The following is a 26,744-nucleotide window of genomic DNA, read 5'->3' as shown; positions in this document are numbered from 1 at the left end:
GAAATTATTTTAAGTTTCAATAACAGGGAGGTAGGATTATGGCAATTACAGGTATCAATAACAGCAGTTACACATCGTATTATGCTTCAAATTATAAGAATACTGTAAAAAAAACAGATAGTGAAAAGGATAGTACAAATACAAAAGATGGCAACGTGACAACAAGTACAGTTGAATTAAAAACATCACGTCCCGGTGTGACAAAAACAGAGCAGATTAAGACAGGGTATAGTAATGTAAATGATTATTCAAAATACTTGCAAGGAAAATACCATTATATGAATATAGGGCTGACTTCAATGCAGGGTATTCCGACAACGGTATCTGTTTCAAGTGCATTTTTACAAAAGTGCATGAATGATCCGGAAAAAGCAAAGTATTTGGAGGAAAACTTAGCAGCCATTCCGGATTGTACAAAAGATACGATTAATGGATGTTTGGGCACTGTGACAAATCAGAGTTATATGATTGATGCAAACGGAAATATTATAGAGACAGCATCTTGTACAAATGATCCAGATGGGAAAATAGCGAAAGAGAATGCTGAACGAAAAGCAAAAGAGAACAGAGAAAAAGAGGAAAAAGTAAAAGAGAAAAGAGCTGCTAAAAAAGCAGAGGAAGAAAAAGCTGCAAAGAAACGTGCAGAAAAATCGGCAGAAAGAAAAGAAACGGGTGATTATACCTTATCCGTAACTGGTAATGATGTAAAAAGTATGACACAGAGCCTTGTAGCAGAATCTGTGAGTATTTCTGCACCTGATAGATCAAGTTTTGATATTAAGGCATAAGAGGGTTCGGTAAAAGGAAAATATCAAATCGGTGCATTGGTTGGAAGTGCTTGTTTCCTATCATGGCATATCCAAGCTAACGATAGCAAAAATGGCTGGTGTTGAGGAAAATGATATTGACAGGCTTTTAGTCAATCCACCAGAAAAAGTTGAAATCGAAGTAAAGTATAAAATTGATGTGACGGTTATGGAGGGAGTATCCCAAACAATATTAAAAAAGGTAATCTTAGTGCTGTTGAAAATAAGCCGGATGATCAAGAGTAAATGTACGTTCAGATTTTCTGGGTGCTCTTGACATACCGGCTTATTTTTGCTATTAAATAAACAACGGCTTAACAACAGAAAACTGCTGTTAAGCCGCATCAATTATCATAGAAGATCTGAATTTACAGAAAAAATTTCACACCGTCGAAAAATCACCATAGTTCTAATGAATCTTCTGCATCTACCCACATCTGCATATTCCCGTCCAAATATAATCGTACATATTCAAGTGGTTCATCAATAGCAAGTGCGTTTAATGCACAGTCTGATCCGGGTGTAGTTTTTAAATTCTTTTCAGCTTCCCAGCAATCAATGCGGAGCATATAGCCAGCAGAGGTGTAAACATCAATACTATTGCGCTGTGGATTGTATTCTGCAAATATTGTTCTCATCGTATCTTATCTCTCCTTATCATTCAATCAATTATCAGTTACAAAAATCAGAAGCATTTCAATCAGTTCACCATGTCACTTTTATTTTGTGTTATACTGTTTTATAGATTTTTCTTGCCCTTGTATTTGCCCTTATCAGAGTTCGTAAACACTGATGGGACGATATAACACAAGGGAAACAATAAGGAAAAGCTCACCTGCGATAAATCCAGTGTTTTCAAGGGCTTGTGGAGAATTTAATAACAAAATATAACAGTTATTAAATCTCTTAAAACAGGTGAAATCTCAATTCAAGTTTGTGGAGTAGACTGCCGTGTTAATGAGGTAGGGTTCATTTTCTACCTTTTAACGTTAATAACGTTAAAAAGTGTGTAGATATGTTTCCAAAAACTACCGGGGTTGAGACGGAACTCCTTATATACTTAGAGACCTGTCGTTTCACGTTGAGACGGTTGTCTTGCTTTCCAAGGGTATAATCGACTCTTAGAAAGTAAAGGTTGAAATGTCTCTCGCAGATATGGATATGTCCAGATTTAAGAAGGGAGCCACATACGAAGCGATTAAGGACTATGTGAAGGAACAGACCGGATACAAGGTATCAAGTCTGTATATTGCGCAGGTAAAGGCAAAGCATGGACTTGATATGAGGGAGAATTTCAATCTTCCGAAGAGTGAAGATGCTAGTCAGCCAAAGTGCCCGGCTGAGAAGGAGAAGGCAATTGAGGATGCTTTGAGACATTTTCAGATGATATAGGAGTACAAATGCTATTGATAGGACATCAACCATAGAGGGTTGGTGTCTTTTTTTGAGAAATCTAAAATATAGACTATCTTTTTTGTGTAGTTAGTTGTTATACATATTAGAATGGAATAAACGTTTATACATTACTGAAATGGGAAAGGAGGGCAACTTGAATGATTTTCTTTTAATCCTACAAATGAAACAGGGCAACGAAAAGGCTTTTGATAAATTTGTACGGAAATATTATGCAGAAATTCTATCCTATTGCAGATATCATTGTTTGGATCAGGCAGAAGCAGAAGATCTCACACAGGAAACCTTCCTTCGATTTATGGAAAATATTGCATCTTATCAGCATATTGGGAAAGCAAAGAATTATCTGTATGTGATAGCAGGTAATTTATGTAAGAACTACGCAAAGAAATGGAAGGCAGAGAGTGTAGAGCAGGAAATATTGGAAAGAGAGCTGGTTTCGGATGGCGGTATTCATAGGAAAGAAAAACGAATGGATGTGGAACAGGCACTTGGCAGGTTAGCCCCAGAGTTAAGAGAAGTGATACTGTTAATTTATTTTGGAGACTGTAAGCTAAAAGAGGTAGCTGATATCTTACAAATTGGCTTGCCGCTGGTTAAGTACCGACATAAAAGGGCAAAAGAAGAATTAAAAAAACTTTTGGGAGAGGAGGACTCTGATGAATTTGGAAAAGATGATACACAACTATAAAACGGAAACAAAAGTTATTCCAAGAGAAGAAAAGATTCTGGAAACGATTCAAAAATCGAAGGAAGTTATGATGGAAGTTCAGTCTGAACATACGATGAGCTATGGAGAGTTTTTATTTTCTCAATTTCGGCTGATTCGAAAGAGATGGTGGATGTTGCAGGCAGCATTACTGATAGTGACATTTTTTCTCATGAATTATCTGGATGATAGCGAATATTTGATGAGAACACTGGGAACTTCCTCTGTCCTTTTTATCGTTATGATCATTCCGGAATTTTGGAGAAACAAAGAAAGTGATTCCTTACAGATTGAGGCAGCGTGCCTATATTCCCTCAGACAGATCTATTCCGCACGAGTATTTTTGATAGGAGTGGCGGATGTATTTATGATAACGCTATTTATGTTCGTTTGCTGTGTGGGTATGAGAATGCAGTTTATGGATATTTTGGTGCAGTTTTTGTTCCCAATGGTCGTTGCTGCTGGAATCTGCTTTGCCATGTTAAACAGTAGCGCTTTGAATGAGGCAGCATCCATGTTCGGTTGCTTTTTGTGGAGTGTGATCTGGTGGATGGTTACAATGAATGATTTTATTTATGCTAAGATTACATTTCCTGTATGGAGTATCTTATTTGGATTAGCAAGCTGTTTCCTGATTGGTGCTGTGTATAAGGCAATACATGACTGCAACCGCTTATGTTCGACGATGGAGGGAAATCTATATGAAATTACAAATGGTTAATGTTACAAGAAAGTTTGGGGACTTTCGGGCAGTAGAGAACTTAAACCTGACGATAGAGAATGGAGTATATGGACTTTTAGGTGTGAATGGTGCAGGCAAGACAACGCTTATGCGAATGATCTGTACCCTTTTGCCACCGACAAGCGGACAGATTCTGTGCGATGGAAAGGATATTTTCAAAATGGATGGAGAATATCGAAATTTGCTTGGATACTTACCTCAGGAGTTCGGATTCTATCCGGATTTCACAGTAAAAGACTATTTACTGTATATTGCCAGCTTAAAGGGTATTCGACCTATGGTTGCTGGTAAACGGGTAAAGGACTTGCTTGCACAGGTTGGACTTACAAAGTCAGCAAATAAGAAGATGAAGAAGCTGTCCGGTGGAATGAAACGTAGAGCAGGAATTGCACAGGCAATGCTAAACAATCCCAAAATTCTTATTTTGGATGAGCCTACGGCTGGACTTGATCCGACGGAAAGGGTGCGTTTTAGAAACCTGATTAGTGAACTCTCAGAGGATCGGATTGTTATTTTATCGACGCATATTGTTTCAGATGTAGAGTATATTGCCAATGAAATCTGGCTGATGAAGGATGGACAAATCATGCAGCAGGGAAACCTTGATCAGACACTTGCTTCTATGCAGGAAAAGGTATATGCGTGTGAAGTATCACAGGCAGATGCAACGAAGATGATGAAAAAATTTAAGGTATCTAATATGAAATCGGAAAGGGGAATGGTGGAATTGCGTATTATTGCCGGTGAGCCACCGATTGCTGGAGCATCTGTGGTGGAGCCGACATTGGAGGATGTGTTCTTATATTATTTCGGTGAAAAGGGTGGTGAGATGGAATGATTAGATATGAGATTAAGAAAATCTTTTCTAAGAGCCTCAGTAAAGTATCATTGGTCGTGTTGTTATTTTCACTTTTGATATCCTGCTATTTCGCAATCACGAATGTCAGTTTTTTGGATGAGCAGGGCAAATCTCATACAGGAATCGCAGCAGCAAAGAGTCTGCGGGAAGAAAAGCAGAAGTGGAAAGGTGTTTTAGATGAAGCAGCATTACAAGCGGTCCTGGATGAATATAAAAAGATTAGTGAAGAATATCCCATTCGCCCTGGAGATGATTCTGCTAACTTATTGCATGATTCCAAGGTACAAGGGTTTTCAGAAATCAAGGACATGATCAATATGGGATTTTGCGAATTTAGAGACTTTAATTATTATCGTATTGATTCCTTATCGAAAGAAGAAGTGGGACAGATCTATGAGAACCGTGGAAAGAGTTTGGAAAAATGGTTGAACTCCGAAGATGCTGATGGTTTATTCGATGAAAACGAGAAAGCATTTTTGATAGAGCAGTACCGTGAGATGAAAGCACCTTTATACTATGAGGACTACGATGGCTGGAAATCAGCACTGAGTTACGCTCAGACGATTATTATGCTCATTATGCTTGTGTCAGCATTCTTGGTGTCAGGTATCTTTTCCAATGAATTTAGTTGGAAATCAGATTCCATATTTTTCTCAACAAAATACGGAAGGGATGGGGGAACGAGAGCAAAGATCATGGCAGGATTTATCGTGGTATCAGTTATTTACTTTATTGTAATATCGCTGTATTCACTTGTGGTATTGGGATGTCTTGGATCGCAAGGTGGAAATGTCATGATACAGACAGGCTTCTGGCATTGGAAATCTTTTTACAATATCACCTATATGCAGTTGTATTTGCTCACGGTAGTTGCCGGATATATTGGAACCGTATTTTGCCTGTTTCTGTCTATGCTTGTGTCAGCAAAGACGCATACAGCAGTTGTTGCGGTTACAATACCTTTTGCAATCCTGTTTTTACCACTGTTTGTATCAAATTTCGATTTCTTATCGGGAATATTGGGTGTGTTCCCAGACCGCTTGCTACAGATCAATGAGATTATCAATACATTTGATTTATATCATATTGGCGGTAAGATTGTCGGCTCGATACCAATCATGCTGGTCATTTATCCAATCCTAAGTATTTTGATGGTTCCGCTTATGTATCATGTCTATCATAAAACGGAGATTAAGTAGATGAAAAGGAAAAAGAGCTTTCTGAAAAAGATAACTCTGTTGTTTGTTCTTTTCTTTCTTATTCATGTAGGACATACATTTGTAACCAATGATGCGGTCGGGCTACCGGAAAAGTTACAAGGTTTTGGGACTATAAAACAGGAAGAACATCCCATTGCAAGTGATAAGTATGGATGGGAATTGGTGTTGGTAAATCGGGATAATTATATTCCAGATGATTATGAAATGGATCTCATGGAATTGAGTAATGGTCAGAAAATAGATTCAAGAATCTATCCATACTTGCAGGAAATGTTTGATGATGCGAGAAATGCAGGTGTATATCCGTTTGTTAGAGATGGTTACAGAACAGCAGAGGAGCAGCAACAGATTTTAGATGACAAGATAGCCTCATATCGAAGTGAAGGTTATACAAAACACATGGCAGAGGAAACAGCAATGGAATGGGTAGCATTACCGGGGACAAGCGAGCATCAGCTTGGACTTGCGGTAGATATCAATGCAGATACTTCTAAATGTTCTCGTGATGATGTTTATAACTGGTTACTGGAGAATTCATACAAATACGGATTTATTCAAAGATATCCGTCCGGAAAGACAAGCATTACAGGAGTTGCTAATGAACCGTGGCATTATCGCTATGTGGGAAAAGAAGCAGCAGAGGAGATTCATCAGAGTGGATTGTGCTTGGAAGAATATGTGGAAAATCTTAAATAGAATAAAAAATTTTAAATATTCTATTGACTCCTACGTTGCGTAATAGTTTAAAGTAAGGTTATAATAATATCTAATCCTATCTAGAGAGCAGGAAGTATTCCTGCGTTGATGGGATAGGATAAGATCGAAAAGTAGTAATCATTTATAGTAATTTTATGAGTGGCTTGTTTTAGGAATTTCCTAAGGACAGGCTTTTTTATTTGGAAAACAGGAGGATTTTGATGACAAGATATTTTGAAGATGATAAAGACAATGTTGCTTTTGAAAGATGCATCGATGTAATGAGCAGGATGTTAATGAAATATGGTCCGCAGGTTTTGCAGAAGCATAGGGAACAGATGGCAAGCGCTATAAGTTATGAACCATTCTGCAAAAACACAAATGGACGATTAATATACTATTTTAGATTGAGTACAGGTATGGATATAGGAGCAGTTAAAGTGGCGTAAAACAGAATATATGCATTGCATATATTCTGAGATGCTGATATATTATAAGTGAAGGTATACGATTAAAGAAGTTATGAGATATATTTGGAGGTACCAAGATGGATTGTGCAGATAAAATTAAAGAAATAAGAAAAATGTCGGGTATGAATCGCAGAGATTTTTGCGATACATATCAAATCCCATATCAGACGGTTACTGATTGGGAACTAGGTCATAGAAATGCACCAGAGTATGTGGTTCGGATGCTGGAGTATTATGTAAGAATGCACGAGATTATGAAGAAGGACGAAAAGTAGACTTGAGGTCGAAAATTGCGACATCAAATATATTGTAAGGATGAGGATGCACAATGGAAGAAAAAGTGGAATTAGTTATAGCTGATGATATTAAGATTCAGAATCTGATATATAACGTTCGCGGGAAACAGGTGATGCTGGATAGTGACTTGGCTATGTTGTATCAAGTTGAAACAAAACGTTTGAATGAGGCTGTGAAAAGAAATATATTAAGATTTCCAGAAAGTTTTAGATTTCAATTGACAAATGAGGAGTTTGAATTTTTGAGGTCGCAATTTGCGACCTCAAAGCCAGATGAAATGATAGAAGAACGTGGCGGCAGAAGATATATGCCATATGTATTTACTGAACAAGGTATTGCGATGCTTTCTGCGGTTCTAAGAAGTGAAATTGCCATCAAAGTTAGTATCAGAATAATGGAAACATATGTTGAAATGAGAAAATATCTTGCAAATAATTCTCTGCTGATTGACAAGGTAAATCATTTAGAAGCAAGACAAATAGAGTCAGATTTGCAGAGACAAGCATTCGAGCAAAGAACGGATGAACGATTTGAGCAGGTATTTGCCTATATAGCAGACCATGAGGAATCAAATCAAAAAGTATTTTATGATGGACAGATATTTGATGCATTTAATTTATTGACAGAGCTTATAGCAAGGGCAGAACAAAGTATTATTTTGATTGATGGCTACATAGATGTTGTGACATTAAATATCCTGGCAAAGAAAAAAGATCAGGTATCTGTTCTGGCCTATACATATCCCAATGCAAGGATTACGAATCAGGATATCACAAATTTTAATGCACAATATCCAACATTGGAAGTGAAAAGAAGTACGGCATTTCATGATAGATTCCTAATTCTGGATGAGAAGGAAGGATATCATATCGGGGCTTCGATAAAGGATGCAGGGAAGAAGTGTTTTGCAATCAATCGAATAGAAGACATTGGTGTGATAAGGGATGTAATTCAAAGAGCAGAACTGACGGAACAATAGGAGCATGTTTAAACAGGGCGAATTCGGTATGTTTAAACTTGAGGTCACAAAATGTGACATCAAATAAAGTTGAATTATAACTTGAGGTTCCAAAATGGAATCTTAAGTTAGGAAAGTCGGAATTTAAGGAGGTCTTGTATGAAGAAAATCGTATGTACAATGCTATGTATTATGCTTTTATTTGGTATGAGTGCTTGTGGTGGAGATGTCAGTGAAGTAAAAACTCATAATGTTGAATCAGAGAGCTATTCAGAAGAGGATATTAAAGCCGCTATTGACACAATAAAAAAGGAGTTTAAGAGTGACTGGAAAGGATGCACTCTCACAGAAATTTACTATGCCGGAGATGACTGCACGAAAGATCATAAAGATTGGGCAGACAGAAACAATGCAGATGAAGTCATTGTTTTATTATCTTCATTCGATGTTGATTCATCTGGTGGAAACGGATCTTTGAATCCAAATAGTACATACAGTGATTGGAAGTGGATTTTAGTTAGAACAGATGGCGGAAAGTGGCAGCATGTTGACCATGGATATTAAGTCAACTTCAAGTTTGCAGGGATGACATGAAAAATGAAGTTTAAGGAACAGAGCGTTACCCTGTTTGCCTATACAAATTATAGGACAATTCAAGGTTATCGCAGGCTCGAAACCCTAGATTTTAAGGGAAAAGGTGCGTTCCACCATTTCCTTGTACAATAGGGGGTGAGTATGTTTTTCGCTGAACAACCGAGCCATGTGGAGACAGTAGTCTTGATGTCAAAAGTGAACCCTGGGGTTCACTTTATAACGATGAGAAAAGTGAGAAAAACAGCGGCTGGAGAAGTTTCCGACCGCTGCACGTCATTAACGATAATTCTTATTGTAGAGTTCTTTTTAATCAACTGGTAGATTTTGGAGTATGAACAATTTGTAAAATATTGATTTTGTATTGCTTTTGTCAGGACAAATGGATAAAATATAGTTAGAAAAAACTCGAAAGGAGTGTTTACTATGGCAACAAAATCAGCAAATTTATACGCACGCATAGAGCCTGATGTAAAAGAACAGGCAGAAGGAATCTTAGCAGCATTAGGAATTCCTGCATCCAATGCAATAAATATGTTTTACAAACAAATTATTCTTCAAAGAGGGCTTCCTTTTGAAGTGAAAATGCCATCCACTCGTCCTGTAGACGTTAGTGCATTATCAGAAGCACAGATGAATGCAGAACTAGAGAAAGGATATGCGGATATGCAGGCTGGTCGTACTAGATCAGCCAAATCTGTTTTTGCTGATATCCGCAATGATTACAGTTTATAATTTATGATATCGAGATTTCAGATCAGGCCGAGATAGACCTTCGTGGAATCTTCGAATACATTGCTTTTGAACTGCAGGCACCAGAAAATGCAAGTGGTCAACTTGATAGGCTTGAAGCATGTATTATGGATCTTGATCATATGCCGAAGAGATATCGACAATATGAATTGCAACCATGGAAAAGTCGAGGGCTACGCGTAGCGCCAGTAGACAATTATCTTGTTCTATATATTCCGGATGATGATACACAAGTGGTTACGATTATCCGTGTTATGTACGGTGGAAGAGATGTAGATACGCAATTAAACAGATTTACAAAAACAAAGTAATTTGAAAGCATCAATCAGAAATGGTTGGTGCTTTTTTATGCCTGGAGAGATCGGGGCTTTTTTTATGCCCATTTTTACGGAAGGAGGTATCGGCCGTGGCTAACAGAATTATCCGATGTGGTGGCAAGGCCCTCACCAGATGCCGCAGCAAGGTTCATGATACGTTCGATACCATCCAGCATGCCGGAGGTTTTCCATCCGGCCATCGCCATATAGTTCATGGCACCTGCAGCCTCGGATGCAGAGAACTTGGTCTTCGCACCCATCTCACGAGCCTTTGCGCGGAGCTTGTCGAAATCCTCTCCGGTTGCACCGGACACGGCGGCTACCTGGCTCATAGAAGAATCGAAATCGGATGCTGTTTTTACAGCAGCAACGCCAAGAACTGTAACTGCAGCAGAGGCAGGAAGGAACTTTTCACCGGCGGAGGAAACCTTATCGCCTGCAGACTTCAGGCTTTCACCAGCAGTAGCAATCTTCTGCACAGCAGTGGCAGACTGATTTGCCTGCTCTGCAGCAGTCTTGAGAGTAGTGAGTTTTTCCTTTGTTTCACTGACGGCGCTGGAGAGGAACTTCTGCTTCTGCGCCAGCAGCTCGGTGTTGCCTGGATCTAGTTTCAGGAACTTTTCGACATCCTTGAGCTGGTTCTGCGTATTCTTGATTTCTGAATTTACACCCTTTAAGGCTGTCTGTAGTTTGGTGGTATCGCTGCCGATCTCGACAGTGATACCCTTGATTCTACTTCCCGCCATAGGCTCCTCCTCTCTGCAAAATGGGTATAAAAATTGCCCGGCATTTTTGCCGAGCATAAAGAAAGCACCTATCAGATTTCTCCGACCGATGCTAATAAACTGCTATTCTATTGAGGTTTACAAACTGGAAGTTAGCGATTTCTTTTTCCTGTATTCTCTGTCCCTCGGATTTCCTCATGATAAAAATATCTACGATCACCGGATGTCCCTGCGGGACTCTGCCATAAGGCATTTCATTATCCACAAAGGGACAATCATACTTCTTAGCCATTTCCGCAGCTTTTACTTCAAGCGCTTCAAAATAGCTGCGGTTATGCTTGTTATAGATCTCATCGTAAAGCGGTACAAGATCAGAATATTTTTCGGCGATATAATCCATAATTGTCTTTTTGAAACCGCCTCGAAGATTGAGATTTTCGAGCCAGAACAGATCGCACTGATCCTTTACCCTCTCAAAGATTGCTTCAAAATTCGTGATACCGGGGAATACCGGAGATACGAAACAGACTGTACGGATACCTGCTTCATATACCTGCTTCATTGCAGCGATACGGCGCTCAATGCTAGAAGCAGAGTCCATATCGTTCTTGAAATTTTCATCTAGTGTGTTAATCGACCATGAAACGGTTACTCGTCCAAGCTTCTTTAGCAGATCAATATCTCGTACCACAAGATCCGACTTTGTGCAGATCAGAATATCTGCGTCACTGCCGATCAACTGCTCCAGAAGTTTTCTGGTATTCCAGAATTGCTCCTCCTGTGGATTGTAGCCATCTGTCACAGAACCGATGACCACCCGCTGTCCGGCATATTTCTTCGGATTCTTAATTTCCGGCCAATGCTTCACATCAAGGAAAGTGCCCCATTCCTCCTTGTGCCCGGTAAAGCGCTTCATAAAAGAAGCATAGCAATACTTGCAGGCATGTGTACAGCCACATAGGGATTGACCGAGTAACCGCCTACCGGCAGACTAGACTTAGTCATGATGTTCTTTGTTTCCACCTCACGAATGAGGATTCCATTTATTACTTCTTCCATGATTTCTGTACCTCTAACACTTTATTGAATTCATCCGGCATTTCCTGAATCATATTTTCATCCCCTATGATAAGGACAAGGTCTTCCTTCATAAACACCGGAATGCCGAGCTTATGTGCCTGGTCCGTCAGAGACCATGCCCATTCTGGCTCCGTATGAATCTTCCTGCTCTGAGCTCCGGTCATGGTGCCGACAACGATCCAATTGATTCCAGAAAGGTCAACTGTGCCGGGATCATCGAATAACGGCTCAAAGGTAACATGGTAATGTTTTGCTCTAACGTTTTTCCGAAGGGCGTCGATACGCCACCGTTCTGCTTTCCTCGTCACCGTAACGCCAAACCATGCGTTTTCCAGATCGGTATCAAAATCCAGCAAATCAGGTCGCTTGGTAAGGAACAGGAACTGATGCTGTGGATTTTCACGGATCTTTGCAAACACCGCGTCTCTCCATTCCAGCTTCCATCCAGAGAGATCGCTCATGCCGGTAAGAAGAAAGTTCTGCGGACGTTTCTTTTCCATCATCTTGAGCTTACCCGGAAAGAATTCAGGGTCAGCGAAATCATCAATCATATGCCAGCGTTTCACGTTGTTGCGAGCATAGCAATATGTACACCCCACTGTGCAGCCAATGACGATATTCATGTTCTGAATCTGATCTTTGATACAAATACTCATGACTTCTGCCACTCCTCAAGATTCTTTCTGATGCGGTCGAGGCATTCCTCAAACCGGGTAATTTCTTCCTCTGAAAAACCTTTGTAGTAAATACTGCCCATCTCATCAGATACAGAATCGTACTCGCCCTTTAAGGCATGTGCTTTCTCAGTCAGAAACAGGAGTGTTTTCCTTTTGTCCGTTTTAGACTGAACACGGCTTATCAGCCCTTGATTTTCCATTCTTTCCAGCATCGTAGTAAGAGATGTTATCGCTAATCCGCATTTAATCGAGAGTGACCTGATTGAGATACCATCCTCCTGCCACAGCACATAAAGAATACGCCCCTGGCTCCATTAAACGCATCAATATTCTTTTCGCTGAGAATCTTCTCAAAGATTCGATCTCCAAGTTGTTTTATTTTGGTAACAAGAAATCCGCCATTCATTTTCACACAAAAACTCCTATATAGTATTTTATCAAATAATACTATATAGGAGTTTTACTGTCAACAGTTTGTATGTCTAAGTAGAAGTAAATTCCGATTTGTACTTATTTCTTAAACAACTTAGAATGTGAACCAAGTCGGTAGAGCATTAAAACAAGCACATCTCCGTGAATCTCATAAATAAGCAACCAGTCCGGTTCAATGTGACACTCACGCGTTCCTTTATAGTTGCCTGTAAGATCATGATCCCTGTATTTTGCATCCAGCGTACCGCCATTCGCTAGAATATCGATTACCTCAAACAGTTTATCAAGATTATTATTTTGCTTTTTGGCAAGCTTCAAATCCTTTTTAAACTGATTGGTAAACTGAATGTCATATTTCATACGTCGAGAGCTGCCTTAAGCGCATCCATACTGGAATAACGTGGAGCAGAAGGATCCTTCATTATTTTTCTGCCTTCCTCAATGGCAGCGGCTGTAGTATCATTCGGTACTTCCAGTTTTAATTCAAAAGGAATACCATTCTCACGGATAGCGGTTCTCAGGAACATATTTACAGCAGTTGTCATATTCAGACCAAGCTCATTGAAGATTTCTTCCGCCTGATCCTTGATTGCCTTGTCTGTACGAATATTTAAATTAGTTGTTGCCATACAGAACACCTCCATTCAAGTATAGTATATGCAGAAATTCGGGCGATGTCAACACAATGTCATTATACAAGCTGTGGATTTTCTGTTAAAATGCATTGAATTCCAATTCAGCAGTCGCCCTTTTTTCGTCGGATAATTCATTTCTTTACGTTTCTATACTCTGTAGGAGTTAAGGAATACATTCTCTTAAATGTTTTACAGAAATAATCTGTATTACTGAATCCAGTTTCTATTGAAATGGCACTTACTTTTTTTCCTGTATTGGTAAGAAGTTCAAGCAGTTCACACAGTCCGTTCATATTATGCTATAATGTGTTATGCGATTTTGCTTCCCTTATTTTTTCCCTTACGAGGGTTCGTAAAGCCTTGTGAAACGATATAACACAAGGGAATACCTAAGGAAAAGCTCACCTACAGAAAAGTTAGTGTTTATAAGGGTTAGCGGGGAGTTTATTAATAAAATATAACAGCTAATGAAACCCTTAAATTAAGTGATTATACAAATCGGAATTTGATGAGATTGTCTAAAAGTTGCAATTACACTTAAATACATAGTTAATAAAGAGAGGGGCATATGCTATGCCAGGTATACTCGTGGTTGAAGATGATGAAAATTTAAATCGTGGAATTACATTCTCACTAAAAAAATCCGGATATGAGGTTTTTTCAGCAGAATCAATGAAAAAAGCGAAAAGAATTGCAAGTGATAATAATGTGGATGTTACGATCTGTGATGTGAATCTTCCGGATGGGAATGGACTGGAATTTATAAGGTGGATGAGATGCAATTATAATACATATATTATTTGTCTTACAGCACGAGATCAGGAGATGGATCAGGTCATGGGATATGAAGCAGGGCAGATGATTATATTACAAAGCCGTTTAGTCTTTCGGTACTTCTTTTGAAAATAGAAGCACATTTCCGCCGCAGACAGGAGAAAACGGAAGCCGGAAAGATGATTTCGGGAGATATCGTATTTATCGCAGGAGAAATGAAAGTCCTGATAAAGAGTCGTGAAATCAGTCTGACAAAAACGGAGTTGAAAATGCTGACTTTTTTTCTTCAAAATCCGAAACAGATCCTTTCAAAAACACAAATATTGGAAAATGTGTTTGATCTGGACGGGGATTTTGTGGATGAAAATACAATCGCTGTCAATATCAGAAGACTCCGTGAGAAAATCGAAGACAATCCGGCTGCACCGGTCTATATAAAGAATATCAGAGGTCTTGGGTATATATGGAATCAGGAGGTAAGGCAGTGACAAAGAGATATCGCAAGAAGATTACAGTAGTGCTCTCCTTGGTATTACCTGTCATAGTATTGTTTGCAATATTAAATTGCTTTACCACATATGTGTTTTATGAAGATTATAAAGATAAAATGAATCTTATGACAGAGATTGCTGCAAAGGAAGAAATTTCCGGGCTGGATGCTGTTTCGGAATTGCTTAAGGATAAGGATGTTGAAACGAGCGAACAGGGAAGGCAATTATTGGAGCAATATGGATATTGGGGGAATAAAGGGAATGCATTTTATTCGCAATTCCGGCATCAGGTTATGGTGACCGGTGCTGTAAGCACTGTGATATGTGTGCTTCTTTTGACTTTTTTACTTTCTTGGAGGAAAAAAGAAGATGCGTGTCATCAGAAAATTTTAGACCAGTTGGAAGAAATTCTGATCAGATTCCGTGAAAATAAATTTGATGATTTACTGCAAACGGAAAATCACGAAGAACTGGAAAAATTGAATGACCAGCTTGAAGCAATCGGACATCATATTCAGTTGCTAAAGGAAGAAGCACGGGCAGAAAAAGAGAGCACGAAAGAAATGGTTTCTGATATCTCTCACCAGTTAAAGACACCGGTTGCAGCTTTGGATACATGTTTTAGTGTGCTGATGCAGAATAACTTAAGTGCCACAGAACAGGAGGAGTTTCGTATTCGTTGTCGGAGTGCTTTGGATGGACTGGAGACATTATTGCAGTCGCTTCTTGAAATTTCCAAGATGGAAACGGGGCTGATTCAGATTAATAAGAAAAAACTTCCGCTTATGGATACTGTCATATCTGCTGTGAACCGTACTTATCCCAAAGCGGATGAGAAAGAAATTGAATTCGTTTTTGACTATGCAAAAGAGTTGGAAACATGCATGGTTATGCAGGATAAAAGATGGCTTGGTGAAGCTGTGATCAACGTTTTGGATAATGCAATCAAGTACAGTCCGGGTGGTTCAAAAATATTTATCCGATTACAAAAAAGAAACAATCTTGTAAGAATGGAAATTGAGGATCAGGGAATCGGCATTCCGCAGAATGAGTATCACAAAATTTTTCAACGATTTTACAGAGGAAGTTCCAAGGAGATCAGGGAAGAGAGTGGTACAGGAATCGGACTTTTTCTATCGAGAGAAATTATCGAAAAACACGGAGGAACGATTACGGTAGCCTCCGGCAAAAAGAAAAAAGGAAGCACGTTTGTGATTCAATTACCATATGTTGGTTAAAGTTTAAGCGAGCAGAAATCTTACAATTCTGTAAGACTTCTGCTCGTTTTTTGAAAGTGAAATGAAAGATTGTCCTGCTACAATCTGGATATAGGTTGAAAAAAGACCAAAGAAAACGTACTGAAAAGATACGCTTTACAGAATGAAAAAGGAGGCAACACATGAGTGTGATATTAGAAACCAAGCAGCTTTGCAAGTTTTATGGCGCAGGTGAGAATCAGGTCAAAGCGGTTAATCAGGTGGACATTCAGATTGAGCAGGGAGAATTTGTCGCAATTGTTGGAAAGTCAGGTTCCGGTAAAAGTACATTACTTCATATGCTTGGAGGGCTAGACACCCCGACAAAAGGCAGTGTTACTTTAGCCGGGAAAGATTTATACAGGATGAAGGAAGATGCCCTTGCTGTTTTCCGCAGAAGAAAAATCGGATTTGTTTTTCAGGCATTTAATCTGGTTTCATCTGTTAATGTCTGGGAAAATATTGTACTGCCACTGGGACTGGATGGAAGAAACGTGGATGAAGCATATGTAAATGATATTATTGCAACTCTGGGGATTGAAAACCGGATTTATAATCTGCCAAATCAGTTATCCGGAGGACAGCAGCAGAGAGTAGCGATTGCAAGAGCCCTGGTAAATCGTCCGGAAATTATATTTGCGGATGAGCCGACAGGAAATCTTGATTCTAAGACCAGTGATGAGGTAATCGCTTTGCTTAAGATGACAGCAAAAAAATATGGACAGACAATTGTAATGATTACCCATGATGAAGAAATTGCACAGGTCGCTGATCGTATTCTGGTAATTGAGGATGGACAGGTGGTGGATTTCAGATGAAGACAATAAGCAGGATTGCATATAGCAATGACAAAAGGAACAGGACAAGAAGTATACTGATCATGATGGCAATCTGTCTGGCCACGATGCTGCTTGTTATCATCAGTACTGTGGGAAATGGGGTAATTCATTTACAGAAAAGTCAGGCGGCAGGATCATATGGAAGCAATTATGGTCTGTTTGTTTCCGCAGACGGAGCGCAGTTAAAAGAAGTAAACCGCCGTGCGGAAATAGATGCTACAGGCACTATGTGCACCGAAGGTATCATAAAAGGCAATGAAAAAGGCGGGTTTGTTTGCATGGATGAGACTGCAAGAAAAATGCTTCCTTATAATAAAGAATATGAGTTGAAGGAAGGAAAGTATCCGGAAAAAATGCAGGAAATTGCCGCAGGAAGAGCATTTTTTCGTGCAATGGGGTATGGTGATGTAAAGATCGGAGATACGGTTACACTGGATTACCGCGCAGGGATGCAGTCAGAATATAAGCCGGAAGAATTTGTTGTCAGCGGAATCCTATATGATCGGGATGAGTATACCATCGAGGCATCTTATGTTGCTTTCGGGTCACAGGAGTTTTATGATGAGCACGTCGCAGAGAATGACAGACAGTATAATATTTATTTTACTTTAAATGATTCTGCAAATGTATCTATGAATAATATTGATTCGGTTATAAAGCAGATTGCAGCAGCTTGTGGGATCGAAGAAAAAAACGTTATAGTCAATGATCTCTATTTGCAATGGGTCTTGCAGCCGAGTTATGAAACGATTGCGGTATGCGGGGTTTTGATTCTTGCAATTGTACTTTTCTCTGTTGTGGTCATTTATAATATTTTTCAGGTCGGTATTGCCAACAAGATACAGGAGTATGGAAAAATCAAGGCTCTGGGAGCGACAAAAAAGCAGATGAAACAACTGATCTTCAGAGAGGGCATTTTTTTGGCAATTTCTTCCATACCGGTTGGATTGCTTCTTGGCTTTCTGATTGCAAAATGCGGTTTTAACTGGCTGGTAGAACAGGGGAATCTTGTATCAACCGAAACTGGCTCTATGGGAGTTCAAAATCAGCAGGTGCCACTGTTTTCCCTGCCTGTTATGCTCCTATGTATTTTCGTATCATTTCTTACCGTTGCTTTGGCACTGCGTAAACCTATGAAAATTGTTTCACGGATTTCACCTATCGAAGCAACACGGTATTTAGAAAATGCAGAAACACACAAAAAAGGAAAACGAAATGGCAGAAAAAATGTCACCGTGTTTTCTATGGCAATGGCAAATGTAATGGGTAACCCAAAAAGAACCATTGGTACCATCCTCACACTGGGGCTTTCCTGCGCATTGTTTGTGATTATTTCTAATTATGTGGGAAATATTGACACGGAGCATGAAGCACGTCTTTCCGTTAATCATGGACAATTTGAACTGCAGCTTGACTATTCTGCTGAGTATGATGAAAGATATCCGGAGAATAATCTGGATACGATTCTGACGGATGATCCATTGAATGATTCGCTGATTGAAGAAATCAAAAGCATTCCGGGAGTGACAGATGTCATGACGAGAGAGATTGTCTCCGTAAATCTGAACGGAACAAGATATCCGGCTGCTGTTGTGAGTAAAAAGGATTTTGATTTTATGCGCCAGGACGGGGATATTGGCTCTATGGACTATGATCAGGCGGTAAAGAATGGTGAAATTTTCTTTGGTTGGTCGATGTGGATGGAACAAGATGGATATGCTCCGGGTGAATCCATTGCATTTGACTTTGAGAATGGAAGTGGAACCTATACCTATCAGGGAAAGATTGCAGGATCCTTTGTAAGTGCGGACACTTACCTTGTCATTCCGGAAGGCGTATACCGTTCCATGAATCCGAGAGGAACAGCCTATGGCTATCTGTGGGTGGACTGTGACAAAAAAGATGTGGCATCTGTGGAGCAAAATCTGAATACATTGATTTCTAATACTTCGCATATAAAAATGGATACTTATCATGCGCAGTTACAATCTGCAGAATTCTCAGCTCGCACGATGAAGCTTGGCTGTTATCTGTTTATGGCGGTTGTAGGATTCATCGGTTTTATGAATATGGCAAACACCATGATCATGAATATTACGACAAAAAAGCAGGAATATGGTGTATTGCAGGCTGTGGGTATGACAAATAAACAATTAAACTTATGCCTGCAGTTACAGGGACTGATTTTTACGGTTGGCACTATATGTGTAGCACTTATCGTTGGCCTGCCACTTGGCTATGCACTTTTTTCCTATGCAAAACATAATGGAATATTTGGAATGAATGTCTATCATGTTCCAATGACACCAATTCTTGCTATGATTTTGCTGGTCGGTCTTTTGCAGATTGTGCTTTCTCTCGTTTTAAGCAGTAATCTGAAAAAGGAAACGCTGGTTGAAAGAATAAGGTATCAGGGATAACAAAGAGGAGGTGGTCTTTTTTTGATCGCATGCTATAATAGAGGACAACAAAGTGGTAACAGGAGGCGTAAAAGACATGCATTATCAAAAGATAAATTACCCGGACAATGATAAGGTCTGGCTGGAGTGCTATATACAGGATAGCGGTCTGAAATTAGGACAGGATCTGGTACGACCGGCTCTTGTGATCTGTCCCGGCGGCGGTTATGTGTATTTATCACCACGCGAGGCAGAACCGGTGGCTTTGGCATATGCAGCCAAGGGCATACAGGCATTTGTCCTGCATTATTCTCTGGGCTGGGAAGTCAAAGGTTTCCAGCCATTAAAGGAAATGGACTGGGCGATCGGTCTGATCCGTGAACATGCGAACGACTGGTATGTGGATGCGGACAAGATCCTTGCCTGTGGTTTTTCGGCAGGCGGACATCTGGCATTATCCAGCGGTCTGCTGGGAAAGAACCGACCGAATGGGCTGATCTTGGGCTATCCGGCGACAGACATGAGCGGACAGGGTTCGGAACTGATGCAGATGCTCTTTTTCGGAAAAGAGGGACCGGCGAAAGAAGAAAAGATCTGGCTGAACCCGGTGCAGGCAGTGACCAAGGACGCACCACCACTATTTATGTTTACGACCGCAGAGGATACGCTCACCAGGAGATCGACCCTGGATCTGGTGATGGCATATGAAGAAAAGGGCTGTCTCTTAGAGTATCATCTTTTCCAAAAGGGACCACACGGCTATAGTCTTGCCAACGAAGCATGTGCAGATGGCTCATCCCAGGTCATCGATCCGCATGTGGAAAAATGGCTGGATCTTTCGGTAGAATGGATTTTTTCTGTATTCGGGCAATTAGAATTTCGGGACATATCCACCAGTCACATTATGGATGCGATCAAAGAATTGGGCATCCCATTGCCGCAGGAAGCCACAGGCAAAGGGATAGAAAACGCATAAAGATAACAAGTTAAAAGGAGAGACATCATGGAAAATGCATTAGAATATTTTAAGAGCCTGGTCGATCAGGACCGTTGCGACGTGGTACTTTGCAATCTGGAGCATGAGATCATCTACATGAACCCGGCTGCCATCAAAGATTATGTAAAGTGGGGCGGGGCAGATCTGATCGGGCGCAGCCTGCTTGCCTGCCACAATGATAAGTCAAAAGAAATGATAAAGCGTGTGGTGGACTGGTTTGCGGCAGACAAAGATCACAATATCGTGCATACCTTTTCAATGAAAAACAGCAGAAAGATATCTATATGATCGCCCTGCGTGCCGAGGACGGACATTTGATCGGCTACTATGAAAAACACGAATTCCGTAACCGTGAGACCATGCCGTTTTACGATCTCTGGTAGGAGGATCTATTTCTAAAGTTTTCTTAATTTTCTTCCAAGCCGGCAAAAAATTGTTATACTGTAGGCAAATACAGACAGAAAATGGGGTTGGGAGAAGCGACAGATGAGCGAGATACAGACAAGGACAATGGAAGAACAAGGGAAGCCGGCGGCTTCCCATATTTTGGTGGTGGATGACAATCCGGAGATCCGGGAGGTCATCTATCTTCTTTTGGGGGGCGAGGGATATGAGGTGACCGAGGCGGCAAATGGCGAGCAGGCGATCGAGGCTTCGGCAAAATATGCTTTTGACCTGATCATCCTGGATATCATGATGCCGGGGATGAACGGCTATCAGACCTGTGTGGAGATCCGAAAGAACAGCAACGCGCCTATTCTTTTTCTGAGTGCCAAATCCCAGGAAGATGATAAGATGCTGGGATTTTCCAGCGGTGGGGACGACTATCTGGTAAAGCCCTTTTCCTATAACGAACTTGTCAGTCGGGCAAAGGCACTGATCCGCCGCTATCATGTATATCAGGGGAAGAATATGCCGGTCAGGGAAGCGGCATCAAAGGAGGGCACGGCAGAGCGCATCATTTCTTATCAGGATATCGTCCTCAATGAGACAAGACGGGAAGTCAGCCGGAATGGGCAGGTCATTGAACTGACCGATACGGAATATGCCCTTTTGCATCTGCTTCTTACCAACCGCAAGCAGATCTTTTCGGCGGAGCATCTGTATGAGAGTATCTGGCAGGAAGAATATTATTATGGAGCCAACAACACGGTCATGGTGCATATGCGAAATCTCCGCTGCAAGATCGAGAAGGACCCGAAAAATCCGACCATAATCAAGACGGTCTGGGGAAGGGGGTACTGCTGTGACTAAAGAGAAGAAAAATGCCATGCTCCACTGCTTAGAGGAACATCGTCCGGGCAAATGGAAGATCCGCACCAAACTCTTTGTGGTTATTCTTATTATGCTGGCGGTCAGCGTTCTTCTTTTCTGGGGACTTTGGAATCTGCAGGAGTCGGTCTGTCATGTCTTTGAAAACCTGCATCTGATCAGTTGGTTTGACGAGGATACCTATATTGAACAGATAAAGGAAGATGCCGTCAATTACAATGTGCCGGAATTGGAGAGCGACAAAACAGCGCAGAAGGCATTTCGTCCATTTTTGAAAAAACATACCAGTTATTATATCGGATGTTATATCTATGGCCATGATGACGGACTCTTTCGTGCGGGACACGCGGCGAAAGTCATAGAAAAGATCATGTACGGATCCATCATATCAGACAGCATGGACATTTTGGGAGAGTACACTAACATTGTGCCGGTGCAATTTGCCAACGGTACCTATGATGTCGTCTATTCCTCCTTTATGCGGACGAGGTTTGTCTATCCTTATGTGATCGCATCTGCCCTTTTTAGTATCTTCATATTTTTCCAGGGGGTACTGTCCTATATGGGGAGCGTCATCAAGCGCATGGACGGACTCAAGGATGCTGTCGTTAATATGTCCCAGGGCGATCTGACTCATGCCATTCCCCAATGCGGCGAGGATGAAGTCGGGATCGTGGCAAAAGAATTGGATATCCTGCGCAAGACCCTGGATGAAAATATCAAGCAGGAAGATGCCATCCGCCAGACCAATCAGGAACTGATCTCCGCAATTTCACACGACCTGCGCACCCCGCTTACAGTATTAAACGGCTATCTGGAAGTTTTGCGCATGGATAACGCGGATGAGGAAAAGAGGGCTTTATATCTGAACAAGTGCCTGCAAAAAACAGCCGATATCAAGGCACTGACGGATCACATGTTTGAGTATGATTTTGCCTATGAGACTAATGAAGAAGCGGTCTTAAAACGCATGGAGATCGGGCAGGTAAAAGAAATCCTTCTGGGCAACTGCGAGTTTGTGGAACTGGCAGGCTTTACGATCGAGGGGCAGATGGAGGATATCGAGGGGCTTATGTATGCGGATGAGATGATGTTAAAACGTATGTCGAGCAATCTCTTTTCCAATATCCTAAAATATGCTGACAAGGGAAAGCCTATCTATGTGCGCCTGCGGGTGGAACAGGGCATGCTCGGTATTCTTTTGATCAATACGATCAAGCAGGATGTCGGCACGGTGGAAAGCAATCATATTGGACTGCGCAGCAGTCAGAAGATGGTAGAACTCCACAAGGGACAGATGCATGTCTACCATGAAAAACAGCAGTTCCGCGTCCATATCCTCCTGCCGGTTATCAGCATTTCAACTCCGCAGTCCTAAGTGGCTCTCAGACAGTTGCGGGCATTTTATACTGCAGGCTGGCGGCAGCATGATGTGTTGATGGAACGGGGAGGATTCTATGCAGAGATATACAAGATTATCGTGCGCAATTCGTGGCTACGCAGTGGATGCTTTTGATTACATATTAAAACCGATTTCCTAACCCTCTACACAATTACCCGCAAGACAAAGTCATTTCCATCCACTGTAAATTGGCAGTTTCCACCTGCTTTTTCTGCAATGTAGCGGATGCTCTTGGTGCCAAAACCATGTCCAAGCTTTTTGCTTTGTGGCATGCCATCTTTGATTTCAGGCAAAGTGGCACAAGGATTTTTGATGGAAATGAGCAGCTTCTCATCGTGCATGCGCATATGGAGTGTAATAACGCGCTGCTCGATGGGAAGCTCAGATACAGCGTGCATCGCATTTTCCAAACCATTGGATAAAATTGCTGTCACATCCACATCGGATAGTGGTAGAGCATTTGGGATTTGTATGGTATGTTCGAGGTGGATATCCTGCTTTTTTAAGAGGTCGTCCTGGGCAGATAAAACGGTATTGACCAGTTCATTGGTGCAGTATTTCTGGATTGCCATTTGATCGGAAGTAGACACGAGCTCATGGATATAGTTCAGTGCATCCTCCTTTTTGTCGTTTTCAATCATGGAAGAAATGGCAAGGAGAAAATGCCGCATATCGTGTCGCATGATGGAAACAGACTGTTGCGCCTGATGCAAGGTGACGAGATCTTTTTGAGACTGGTCGCGCATAAGTTCCATCAACTGGTTTTGATGCAGGGTTTCCTGTTGCTCTTCGTATTGTTTGAAATATAAAAAGATAAAGAGCAGATAGGTGGTGCAGAGAACAAAACCTAAAAACTCAACGACAACTTTGCTTCCAGAATATAGAAGTGATGTATAGACGTTCGTTGCATAGTCAAAAATATAATAGACAAAGGGAATGATACCCAAAATGGCAAGTGATTCTGTTGATTTTTCCAAGAGCCTTGCTGTTGCGTCTGATACATGCAACAGTAAAAATAAGAAAACCATCACAGTCACAACGATGCGGATAGCATAATAGCACCACTGTTCGTGGGTCAGTGTAAGAAAAGCTATGCCAACCCAGTTACTAATCTGACAACAGAGATAAGCCGTCAGAACGGAAATGGCTGCTACCAGAGGGCGATATTTATAATATAAGACCAGTAAGAGAATCAAGGGCAGATGTACAATCAAATCAAAGGATAGAGCTCCCTCGTCATGGCTTCGCCTAAAAATAGAAACACACCGAGATAAAGCAGCCCGGTTGCACAGGAAAATCCAAGTAACCGCAGGATATTCGTGCGTTTCATCACAATGCCGAGAAAGGCAGCGGAGAGGTAAACGCCAAAAAGTAATGTAGTCGCATTGTGGGTAAGTTGTAGCATTCCTAAAATCATACAATAATCTCCATAAAAAATCATTCAGCAAACAGGGTTGAAAAATAAGCTTCTTTGAACGCTTTTCCGTATCCTCGGGCAATCGGAATGGTCTGCCCGGATCGTGTTGTGACTTCGTTATTGTTAAAATGATTCACATTGGGCAAATAAACCAGGTAGGAACGATGGCATTTGAAGAAACCGTCTGTGTTCAATAGCTGTTGTTCAAAGTGGTTCAGTGGCTCTGAAACTTCTAAAATCTGCCCGGAACAAAGATGAAAGAGAACGCGTTTGTTCTGGGCTTCTATATATTCAATATCGTGAAAATATTGTTTCTGATAGCCAAAGGCTGTTTTTAAAATCAGATGCTTTGGCTCTTCGTCAAATTGTATGGCAAGTTCATTTAATTCTTTTGATAATTTCTCCTGTGATACGGGCTTGAGGATATATCCCTGTGCCCTTACTTCATAAGATTCTAAGGCAAATTCCGGCGATGATGTCAAAAATATAATCTGAACAGCACGGTCGTGCTGACGCAGTTCGCGGGCAGTATCCATCCCGTTCAACAGAGGCATAATGATATCAAGAAAAATGATATCCATGTGACAGTCCTTGTGTGCTTCGATGAGAGCATCACCATTGTCGTAGGTAAAAATCTGAACCGCATGTCCGGTGTTGGCAGACCATGTTTCTATGTATGTTTTTGTTTTGTTTAAAAAGATGGGACTGTCGTCACAAACGGCAATCCGTAAGCTTGTCCGTGCCAGCATTTTATAGTTCCCTCAAAAAATGATCTATCAGTGATAGTTCTATCTTAGTATATGTAAATTTCTTTTTCAATGACAGCGATTGCATTTCACACCCTAAAAACGACACTTCGCGCTGAGCGAAATTTTCAGCCTTAAAATTCGGTATGATAGATACAAGATATGGTGGCTATTACAATGTTTGACACCAGTGAAACGGAGGAGAACGCTTATGAAGTTGAAAAAGTTATTCGGAAAAATACTTGGCGCAGGTTTATGCATGGGCATGTTGCTTGGATGTATGCCTGGCGGGGCATTACAGGTAAAGGCGGCTACGCAGCCGAATTATCTGACCTTTACGGCAGAGGAGGCTGGATCGACCTTGTCCTTGTCATGGGCGAGTGCAAGTGATGTTCAGACCAGCACAGATCATGGCACAACATGGTCTGCCTATGCAAGGGGTACGACAATTACATTGGCAAATGTAGGCGATAGCGTTTCTTTTAAGGGCAGAGGTTTTGTGGCAAATAACAGTGCAAATGTCAATCATGTAAAGATGACCGGTAAGATTGCGGCATCCGGCAGTGTGACCAGCTTGATTGACGAAAATGGTGGAGACCCGAATGTAACGTTGCCTAATGATTGCTTTGCACATATGTTCCAAGATTGCACCAGTCTGACACAGGCACCGGAATTACCGGCAACGACTTTATCAGATATATGTTATGTTTATATGTTTCAAAATTGTACGTCGCTGACACAGGTTCCGAAATTACCGGCAACTACATTGGACGTGGCTTGTTATCACAGCATGTTTGAGGGGTGTACCGGACTTTCCCTTACGACCACGAAGGACGCAGATCATACATTAGCATGGTCAGTGCCGGATACCACTGCGGATTTGAATTGGAATCTGAACATGTTTGCGAGATGCCCAAATGTTGATCTGGGAAATGGCTCTAAGGAACCACAGATGAATACCGTTTATTATCAGACTTGCAACCACTCCTATGGTAGTGATGGAAAGTGCATCTACTGTGGCACAGAAAAGGTTGAGGACATCGTGACACCAACGCCGGAAGCAGCACCAGCCGCAGGCATTACAAATGCCCAGCCAAATGGTGGAACGCCGACTACACCAAATACCAATAATCAGGTAGCACAGAACACAACAGCAAATGTCAAAGCACCGGTAACCGGAGAAGCATCGCAGGTGGCATCTGTGATACTTGCTTTGCTCATCGCAGGAGGACTTGCTGTAATCCTTGTGGGAGTCTGCAAGATGCGTAAGCATTGTAAATAAGGACGAGGAGAACGATTATGAAAGCAATCAGAAAAAGATTTAAGAAAGGTACAGCGGTAGCACTCACAGCCGCCCTGCTGGCTGGATTAGTGCCGGCATTGCCGGGAGCAACTGTCAGTGTAAAAGCCGCAGATGGTACAACCAAGTCACCAAGTGTATCGACCTATGCCACGAAGGATCAGATGATGGATGGAACATTTGCACCAAATTCCAGTGGAGAAGCAACCAATATTGGAAAGCTGGCATTTGGTAAAAATAGCAGTGGTGAGGCACAGGAATGGTACATCTTAGGAAAGGATAGTGGTGTATTAGGGGATAATACCATCCTCTTTGCCGCAAGTCCGATAGTATATTCGACGCAGTTTGAATCAAGTGGAAGCAATAAGAAAGATTCCGATCTATGGTCAGATTGTAATTATGGTGGAGTGCCTGAAACAGAAGTATTTGCAAACCACTACGGAGCAAGTAACCTCGTAGGGAATTAAAGAC

General features: G+C 41.2%; 31 protein-coding genes and 4 pseudogenes. 24 read left to right on the top strand and 11 right to left on the bottom strand.

Features of this window, described 5'->3' with window-relative positions:
• Nucleotides 1-38: 38 nt before the first annotated feature.
• Both DW996_RS10530 and DW996_RS10525 read left to right on the top strand, forming a co-directional pair.
• The gene (locus DW996_RS10530) at nucleotides 39-788 is read left to right on the top strand and encodes a hypothetical protein (RefSeq protein ID WP_118535702.1); all 750 of its coding nucleotides are present in this window, start codon (nucleotides 39-41) and stop codon (nucleotides 786-788) included.
• A 31-nt stretch (nucleotides 789-819) separates the two neighbouring features.
• Nucleotides 820-1,083 (top strand): HTH domain-containing protein, encoded by a 264-nt coding sequence (locus DW996_RS10525; protein WP_118140411.1) that lies wholly within the window; start codon nucleotides 820-822, stop codon nucleotides 1,081-1,083.
• A gap of 121 nt (nucleotides 1,084-1,204) precedes the next feature.
• Here the strand turns inward: DW996_RS10525 and DW996_RS10520 are convergent, their stop codons facing one another.
• The gene (locus DW996_RS10520; RefSeq protein ID WP_055232114.1) at nucleotides 1,205-1,444 is read right to left on the bottom strand and encodes a DUF6061 family protein; all 240 of its coding nucleotides are present in this window, start codon (nucleotides 1,442-1,444) and stop codon (nucleotides 1,205-1,207) included.
• Between the two features lie 523 nt (nucleotides 1,445-1,967).
• Here DW996_RS10520 and DW996_RS10515 point away from each other — a divergent pair.
• The 12 genes from DW996_RS10515 to DW996_RS14905 all read left to right on the top strand — a co-directional run bounded on the left by DW996_RS10515 (nucleotide 1,968) and on the right by DW996_RS14905 (nucleotide 9,825).
• The gene (locus tag DW996_RS10515) at nucleotides 1,968-2,198 is read left to right on the top strand and encodes an RNA methyltransferase (protein ID WP_330428918.1); all 231 of its coding nucleotides are present in this window, start codon (nucleotides 1,968-1,970) and stop codon (nucleotides 2,196-2,198) included.
• A gap of 157 nt (nucleotides 2,199-2,355) precedes the next feature.
• Entirely contained in the window at nucleotides 2,356-2,910 is a 555-nt protein-coding gene (locus DW996_RS10510) for an RNA polymerase sigma factor (RefSeq protein ID WP_243098753.1), read from the top strand.
• Nucleotides 2,879-3,649, top strand: a complete 771-nt coding sequence (locus tag DW996_RS10505) for a hypothetical protein (RefSeq protein WP_118535698.1) — start codon at nucleotides 2,879-2,881, stop codon at nucleotides 3,647-3,649. Before DW996_RS10510 ends, DW996_RS10505 begins: the two co-directional genes overlap by 32 nt.
• A complete protein-coding gene (locus DW996_RS10500) occupies nucleotides 3,630-4,508 on the top strand; it encodes an ABC transporter ATP-binding protein (RefSeq protein WP_118282292.1) in 879 nt (292 codons plus the stop codon). Before DW996_RS10505 ends, DW996_RS10500 begins: the two co-directional genes overlap by 20 nt.
• A complete protein-coding gene (locus DW996_RS10495; RefSeq protein WP_118535696.1) occupies nucleotides 4,505-5,728 on the top strand; it encodes an ABC transporter permease in 1,224 nt (407 codons plus the stop codon). Before DW996_RS10500 ends, DW996_RS10495 begins: the two co-directional genes overlap by 4 nt.
• Nucleotides 5,729-6,445: a M15 family metallopeptidase gene (locus DW996_RS10490; RefSeq protein WP_118282289.1), complete on the top strand. Its 717-nt coding sequence runs from the start codon at nucleotides 5,729-5,731 to the stop codon at nucleotides 6,443-6,445.
• A 221-nt stretch (nucleotides 6,446-6,666) separates the two neighbouring features.
• Nucleotides 6,667-6,894 (top strand): hypothetical protein, encoded by a 228-nt coding sequence (locus DW996_RS10485; RefSeq protein WP_118535694.1) that lies wholly within the window; start codon nucleotides 6,667-6,669, stop codon nucleotides 6,892-6,894.
• Nucleotides 6,895-6,992: 98 nt separating this feature from the next.
• A complete protein-coding gene (locus tag DW996_RS10480; RefSeq protein WP_118282284.1) occupies nucleotides 6,993-7,190 on the top strand; it encodes a helix-turn-helix domain-containing protein in 198 nt (65 codons plus the stop codon).
• A gap of 53 nt (nucleotides 7,191-7,243) precedes the next feature.
• Entirely contained in the window at nucleotides 7,244-8,191 is a 948-nt protein-coding gene (locus DW996_RS10475; RefSeq protein WP_118282282.1) for an ORF6N domain-containing protein, read from the top strand.
• A gap of 138 nt (nucleotides 8,192-8,329) precedes the next feature.
• On the top strand, nucleotides 8,330-8,734 hold the full coding sequence (locus DW996_RS10470; protein WP_118535692.1) for a hypothetical protein: 405 nt from the start codon (nucleotides 8,330-8,332) through the stop codon (nucleotides 8,732-8,734).
• A gap of 453 nt (nucleotides 8,735-9,187) precedes the next feature.
• Nucleotides 9,188-9,496: a type II toxin-antitoxin system RelB/DinJ family antitoxin gene (locus DW996_RS10460; protein WP_118282249.1), complete on the top strand. Its 309-nt coding sequence runs from the start codon at nucleotides 9,188-9,190 to the stop codon at nucleotides 9,494-9,496.
• A complete protein-coding gene (locus tag DW996_RS14905; protein WP_118535688.1) occupies nucleotides 9,493-9,825 on the top strand; it encodes a type II toxin-antitoxin system RelE/ParE family toxin in 333 nt (110 codons plus the stop codon). Before DW996_RS10460 ends, DW996_RS14905 begins: the two co-directional genes overlap by 4 nt.
• A 110-nt stretch (nucleotides 9,826-9,935) precedes the next feature.
• On the opposite strand, the pseudogene DW996_RS10450 reads toward DW996_RS14905, so the two are convergent.
• From DW996_RS10450 to DW996_RS14900, 7 genes and pseudogenes are all read right to left on the bottom strand, one after another.
• Nucleotides 9,936-10,577 (bottom strand): annotated as a pseudogene (locus DW996_RS10450) (phage tail tape measure protein); the annotation flags it as partial.
• A 131-nt stretch (nucleotides 10,578-10,708) separates the two neighbouring features.
• Nucleotides 10,709-11,615, bottom strand: a pseudogene (locus DW996_RS10445) (radical SAM mobile pair protein B).
• Nucleotides 11,603-12,292 (bottom strand): radical SAM mobile pair protein A, encoded by a 690-nt coding sequence (locus DW996_RS10440; protein ID WP_118535686.1) that lies wholly within the window; start codon nucleotides 12,290-12,292, stop codon nucleotides 11,603-11,605. Before DW996_RS10440 ends, DW996_RS10445 begins: the two are co-directional and overlap by 13 nt.
• Nucleotides 12,289-12,725 (bottom strand): annotated as a pseudogene (locus DW996_RS10435) (radical SAM mobile pair system MarR family transcriptional regulator). Before DW996_RS10435 ends, DW996_RS10440 begins: the two are co-directional and overlap by 4 nt.
• Before the next feature lie 98 nt (nucleotides 12,726-12,823).
• Nucleotides 12,824-13,105: a type II toxin-antitoxin system YafQ family toxin gene (locus DW996_RS10430; protein WP_118535684.1), complete on the bottom strand. Its 282-nt coding sequence runs from the start codon at nucleotides 13,103-13,105 to the stop codon at nucleotides 12,824-12,826.
• A complete protein-coding gene (locus DW996_RS10425) occupies nucleotides 13,102-13,374 on the bottom strand; it encodes a type II toxin-antitoxin system RelB/DinJ family antitoxin (RefSeq protein WP_118535682.1) in 273 nt (90 codons plus the stop codon). Before DW996_RS10425 ends, DW996_RS10430 begins: the two co-directional genes overlap by 4 nt.
• A 137-nt stretch (nucleotides 13,375-13,511) precedes the next feature.
• The gene (locus DW996_RS14900; protein WP_118535680.1) at nucleotides 13,512-13,673 is read right to left on the bottom strand and encodes a helix-turn-helix domain-containing protein; all 162 of its coding nucleotides are present in this window, start codon (nucleotides 13,671-13,673) and stop codon (nucleotides 13,512-13,514) included.
• A 280-nt stretch (nucleotides 13,674-13,953) separates the two neighbouring features.
• Between DW996_RS14900 and DW996_RS10415 the strand changes: the two are divergent.
• From DW996_RS10415 to DW996_RS10380, 8 genes and pseudogenes are all read left to right on the top strand, one after another.
• A pseudogene (locus tag DW996_RS10415) lies at nucleotides 13,954-14,642 on the top strand (response regulator transcription factor).
• On the top strand, nucleotides 14,618-15,883 hold the full coding sequence (locus DW996_RS10410) for a sensor histidine kinase (RefSeq protein WP_118535678.1): 1,266 nt from the start codon (nucleotides 14,618-14,620) through the stop codon (nucleotides 15,881-15,883). Before DW996_RS10415 ends, DW996_RS10410 begins: the two are co-directional and overlap by 25 nt.
• Nucleotides 15,884-16,044: 161 nt before the next feature.
• Nucleotides 16,045-16,719 (top strand): ABC transporter ATP-binding protein, encoded by a 675-nt coding sequence (locus DW996_RS10405; RefSeq protein WP_118535676.1) that lies wholly within the window; start codon nucleotides 16,045-16,047, stop codon nucleotides 16,717-16,719.
• Entirely contained in the window at nucleotides 16,716-19,160 is a 2,445-nt protein-coding gene (locus DW996_RS10400; protein WP_118535674.1) for an ABC transporter permease, read from the top strand. The genes DW996_RS10405 and DW996_RS10400 overlap by 4 nt, the downstream gene beginning before the upstream one ends.
• A gap of 76 nt (nucleotides 19,161-19,236) precedes the next feature.
• Nucleotides 19,237-20,115, top strand: coding sequence for an alpha/beta hydrolase (locus DW996_RS10395; RefSeq protein WP_118535672.1), 879 nt, complete (start codon nucleotides 19,237-19,239; stop codon nucleotides 20,113-20,115).
• A gap of 27 nt (nucleotides 20,116-20,142) precedes the next feature.
• Nucleotides 20,143-20,424, top strand: coding sequence for a hypothetical protein (locus tag DW996_RS10390; RefSeq protein WP_243098752.1), 282 nt, complete (start codon nucleotides 20,143-20,145; stop codon nucleotides 20,422-20,424).
• A 198-nt stretch (nucleotides 20,425-20,622) separates the two neighbouring features.
• Nucleotides 20,623-21,390: a response regulator transcription factor gene (locus tag DW996_RS10385; protein ID WP_243098751.1), complete on the top strand. Its 768-nt coding sequence runs from the start codon at nucleotides 20,623-20,625 to the stop codon at nucleotides 21,388-21,390.
• The gene (locus DW996_RS10380) at nucleotides 21,383-22,786 is read left to right on the top strand and encodes a sensor histidine kinase (protein ID WP_118535670.1); all 1,404 of its coding nucleotides are present in this window, start codon (nucleotides 21,383-21,385) and stop codon (nucleotides 22,784-22,786) included. The genes DW996_RS10385 and DW996_RS10380 overlap by 8 nt, the downstream gene beginning before the upstream one ends.
• Nucleotides 22,787-22,953: 167 nt before the next feature.
• Here the strand turns inward: DW996_RS10380 and DW996_RS10375 are convergent, their stop codons facing one another.
• The 3 genes from DW996_RS10375 to DW996_RS10370 are packed head-to-tail and all read right to left on the bottom strand — an operon-like array spanning nucleotide 22,954 to nucleotide 24,976.
• On the bottom strand, nucleotides 22,954-24,024 hold the full coding sequence (locus DW996_RS10375) for a sensor histidine kinase (RefSeq protein WP_243098750.1): 1,071 nt from the start codon (nucleotides 24,022-24,024) through the stop codon (nucleotides 22,954-22,956).
• A complete protein-coding gene (locus tag DW996_RS13445; protein WP_243098749.1) occupies nucleotides 24,021-24,227 on the bottom strand; it encodes a hypothetical protein in 207 nt (68 codons plus the stop codon). Before DW996_RS13445 ends, DW996_RS10375 begins: the two co-directional genes overlap by 4 nt.
• Nucleotides 24,228-24,247: 20 nt before the next feature.
• The gene (locus DW996_RS10370; protein ID WP_118535668.1) at nucleotides 24,248-24,976 is read right to left on the bottom strand and encodes a LytR/AlgR family response regulator transcription factor; all 729 of its coding nucleotides are present in this window, start codon (nucleotides 24,974-24,976) and stop codon (nucleotides 24,248-24,250) included.
• Nucleotides 24,977-25,184: 208 nt separating this feature from the next.
• Here DW996_RS10370 and DW996_RS10365 point away from each other — a divergent pair, with 208 nt between their 5' ends.
• Together DW996_RS10365 and DW996_RS10360 are read left to right on the top strand one after the other, a co-directional pair.
• Nucleotides 25,185-26,255 carry a hypothetical protein gene (locus DW996_RS10365; RefSeq protein ID WP_118535666.1) on the top strand — a complete coding sequence of 357 codons (1,071 nt, stop codon included), beginning with the start codon at nucleotides 25,185-25,187 and terminating at the stop codon, nucleotides 26,253-26,255.
• Nucleotides 26,256-26,272: 17 nt separating this feature from the next.
• Nucleotides 26,273-26,740, top strand: coding sequence for a hypothetical protein (locus DW996_RS10360; RefSeq protein ID WP_118535664.1), 468 nt, complete (start codon nucleotides 26,273-26,275; stop codon nucleotides 26,738-26,740).
• The last annotated feature ends 4 nt before the right edge of the window (nucleotides 26,741-26,744 follow it).

This window comes from Roseburia sp. AM51-8 (assembly GCF_003478275.1).
GTDB classification, from domain to species: Bacteria; Bacillota; Clostridia; order Lachnospirales; family Lachnospiraceae; genus Pararoseburia; species Pararoseburia lenta.
Note: the sequence above shows the minus strand (reverse complement) of the source record. Positions and strands in the feature narration are given on the sequence as shown.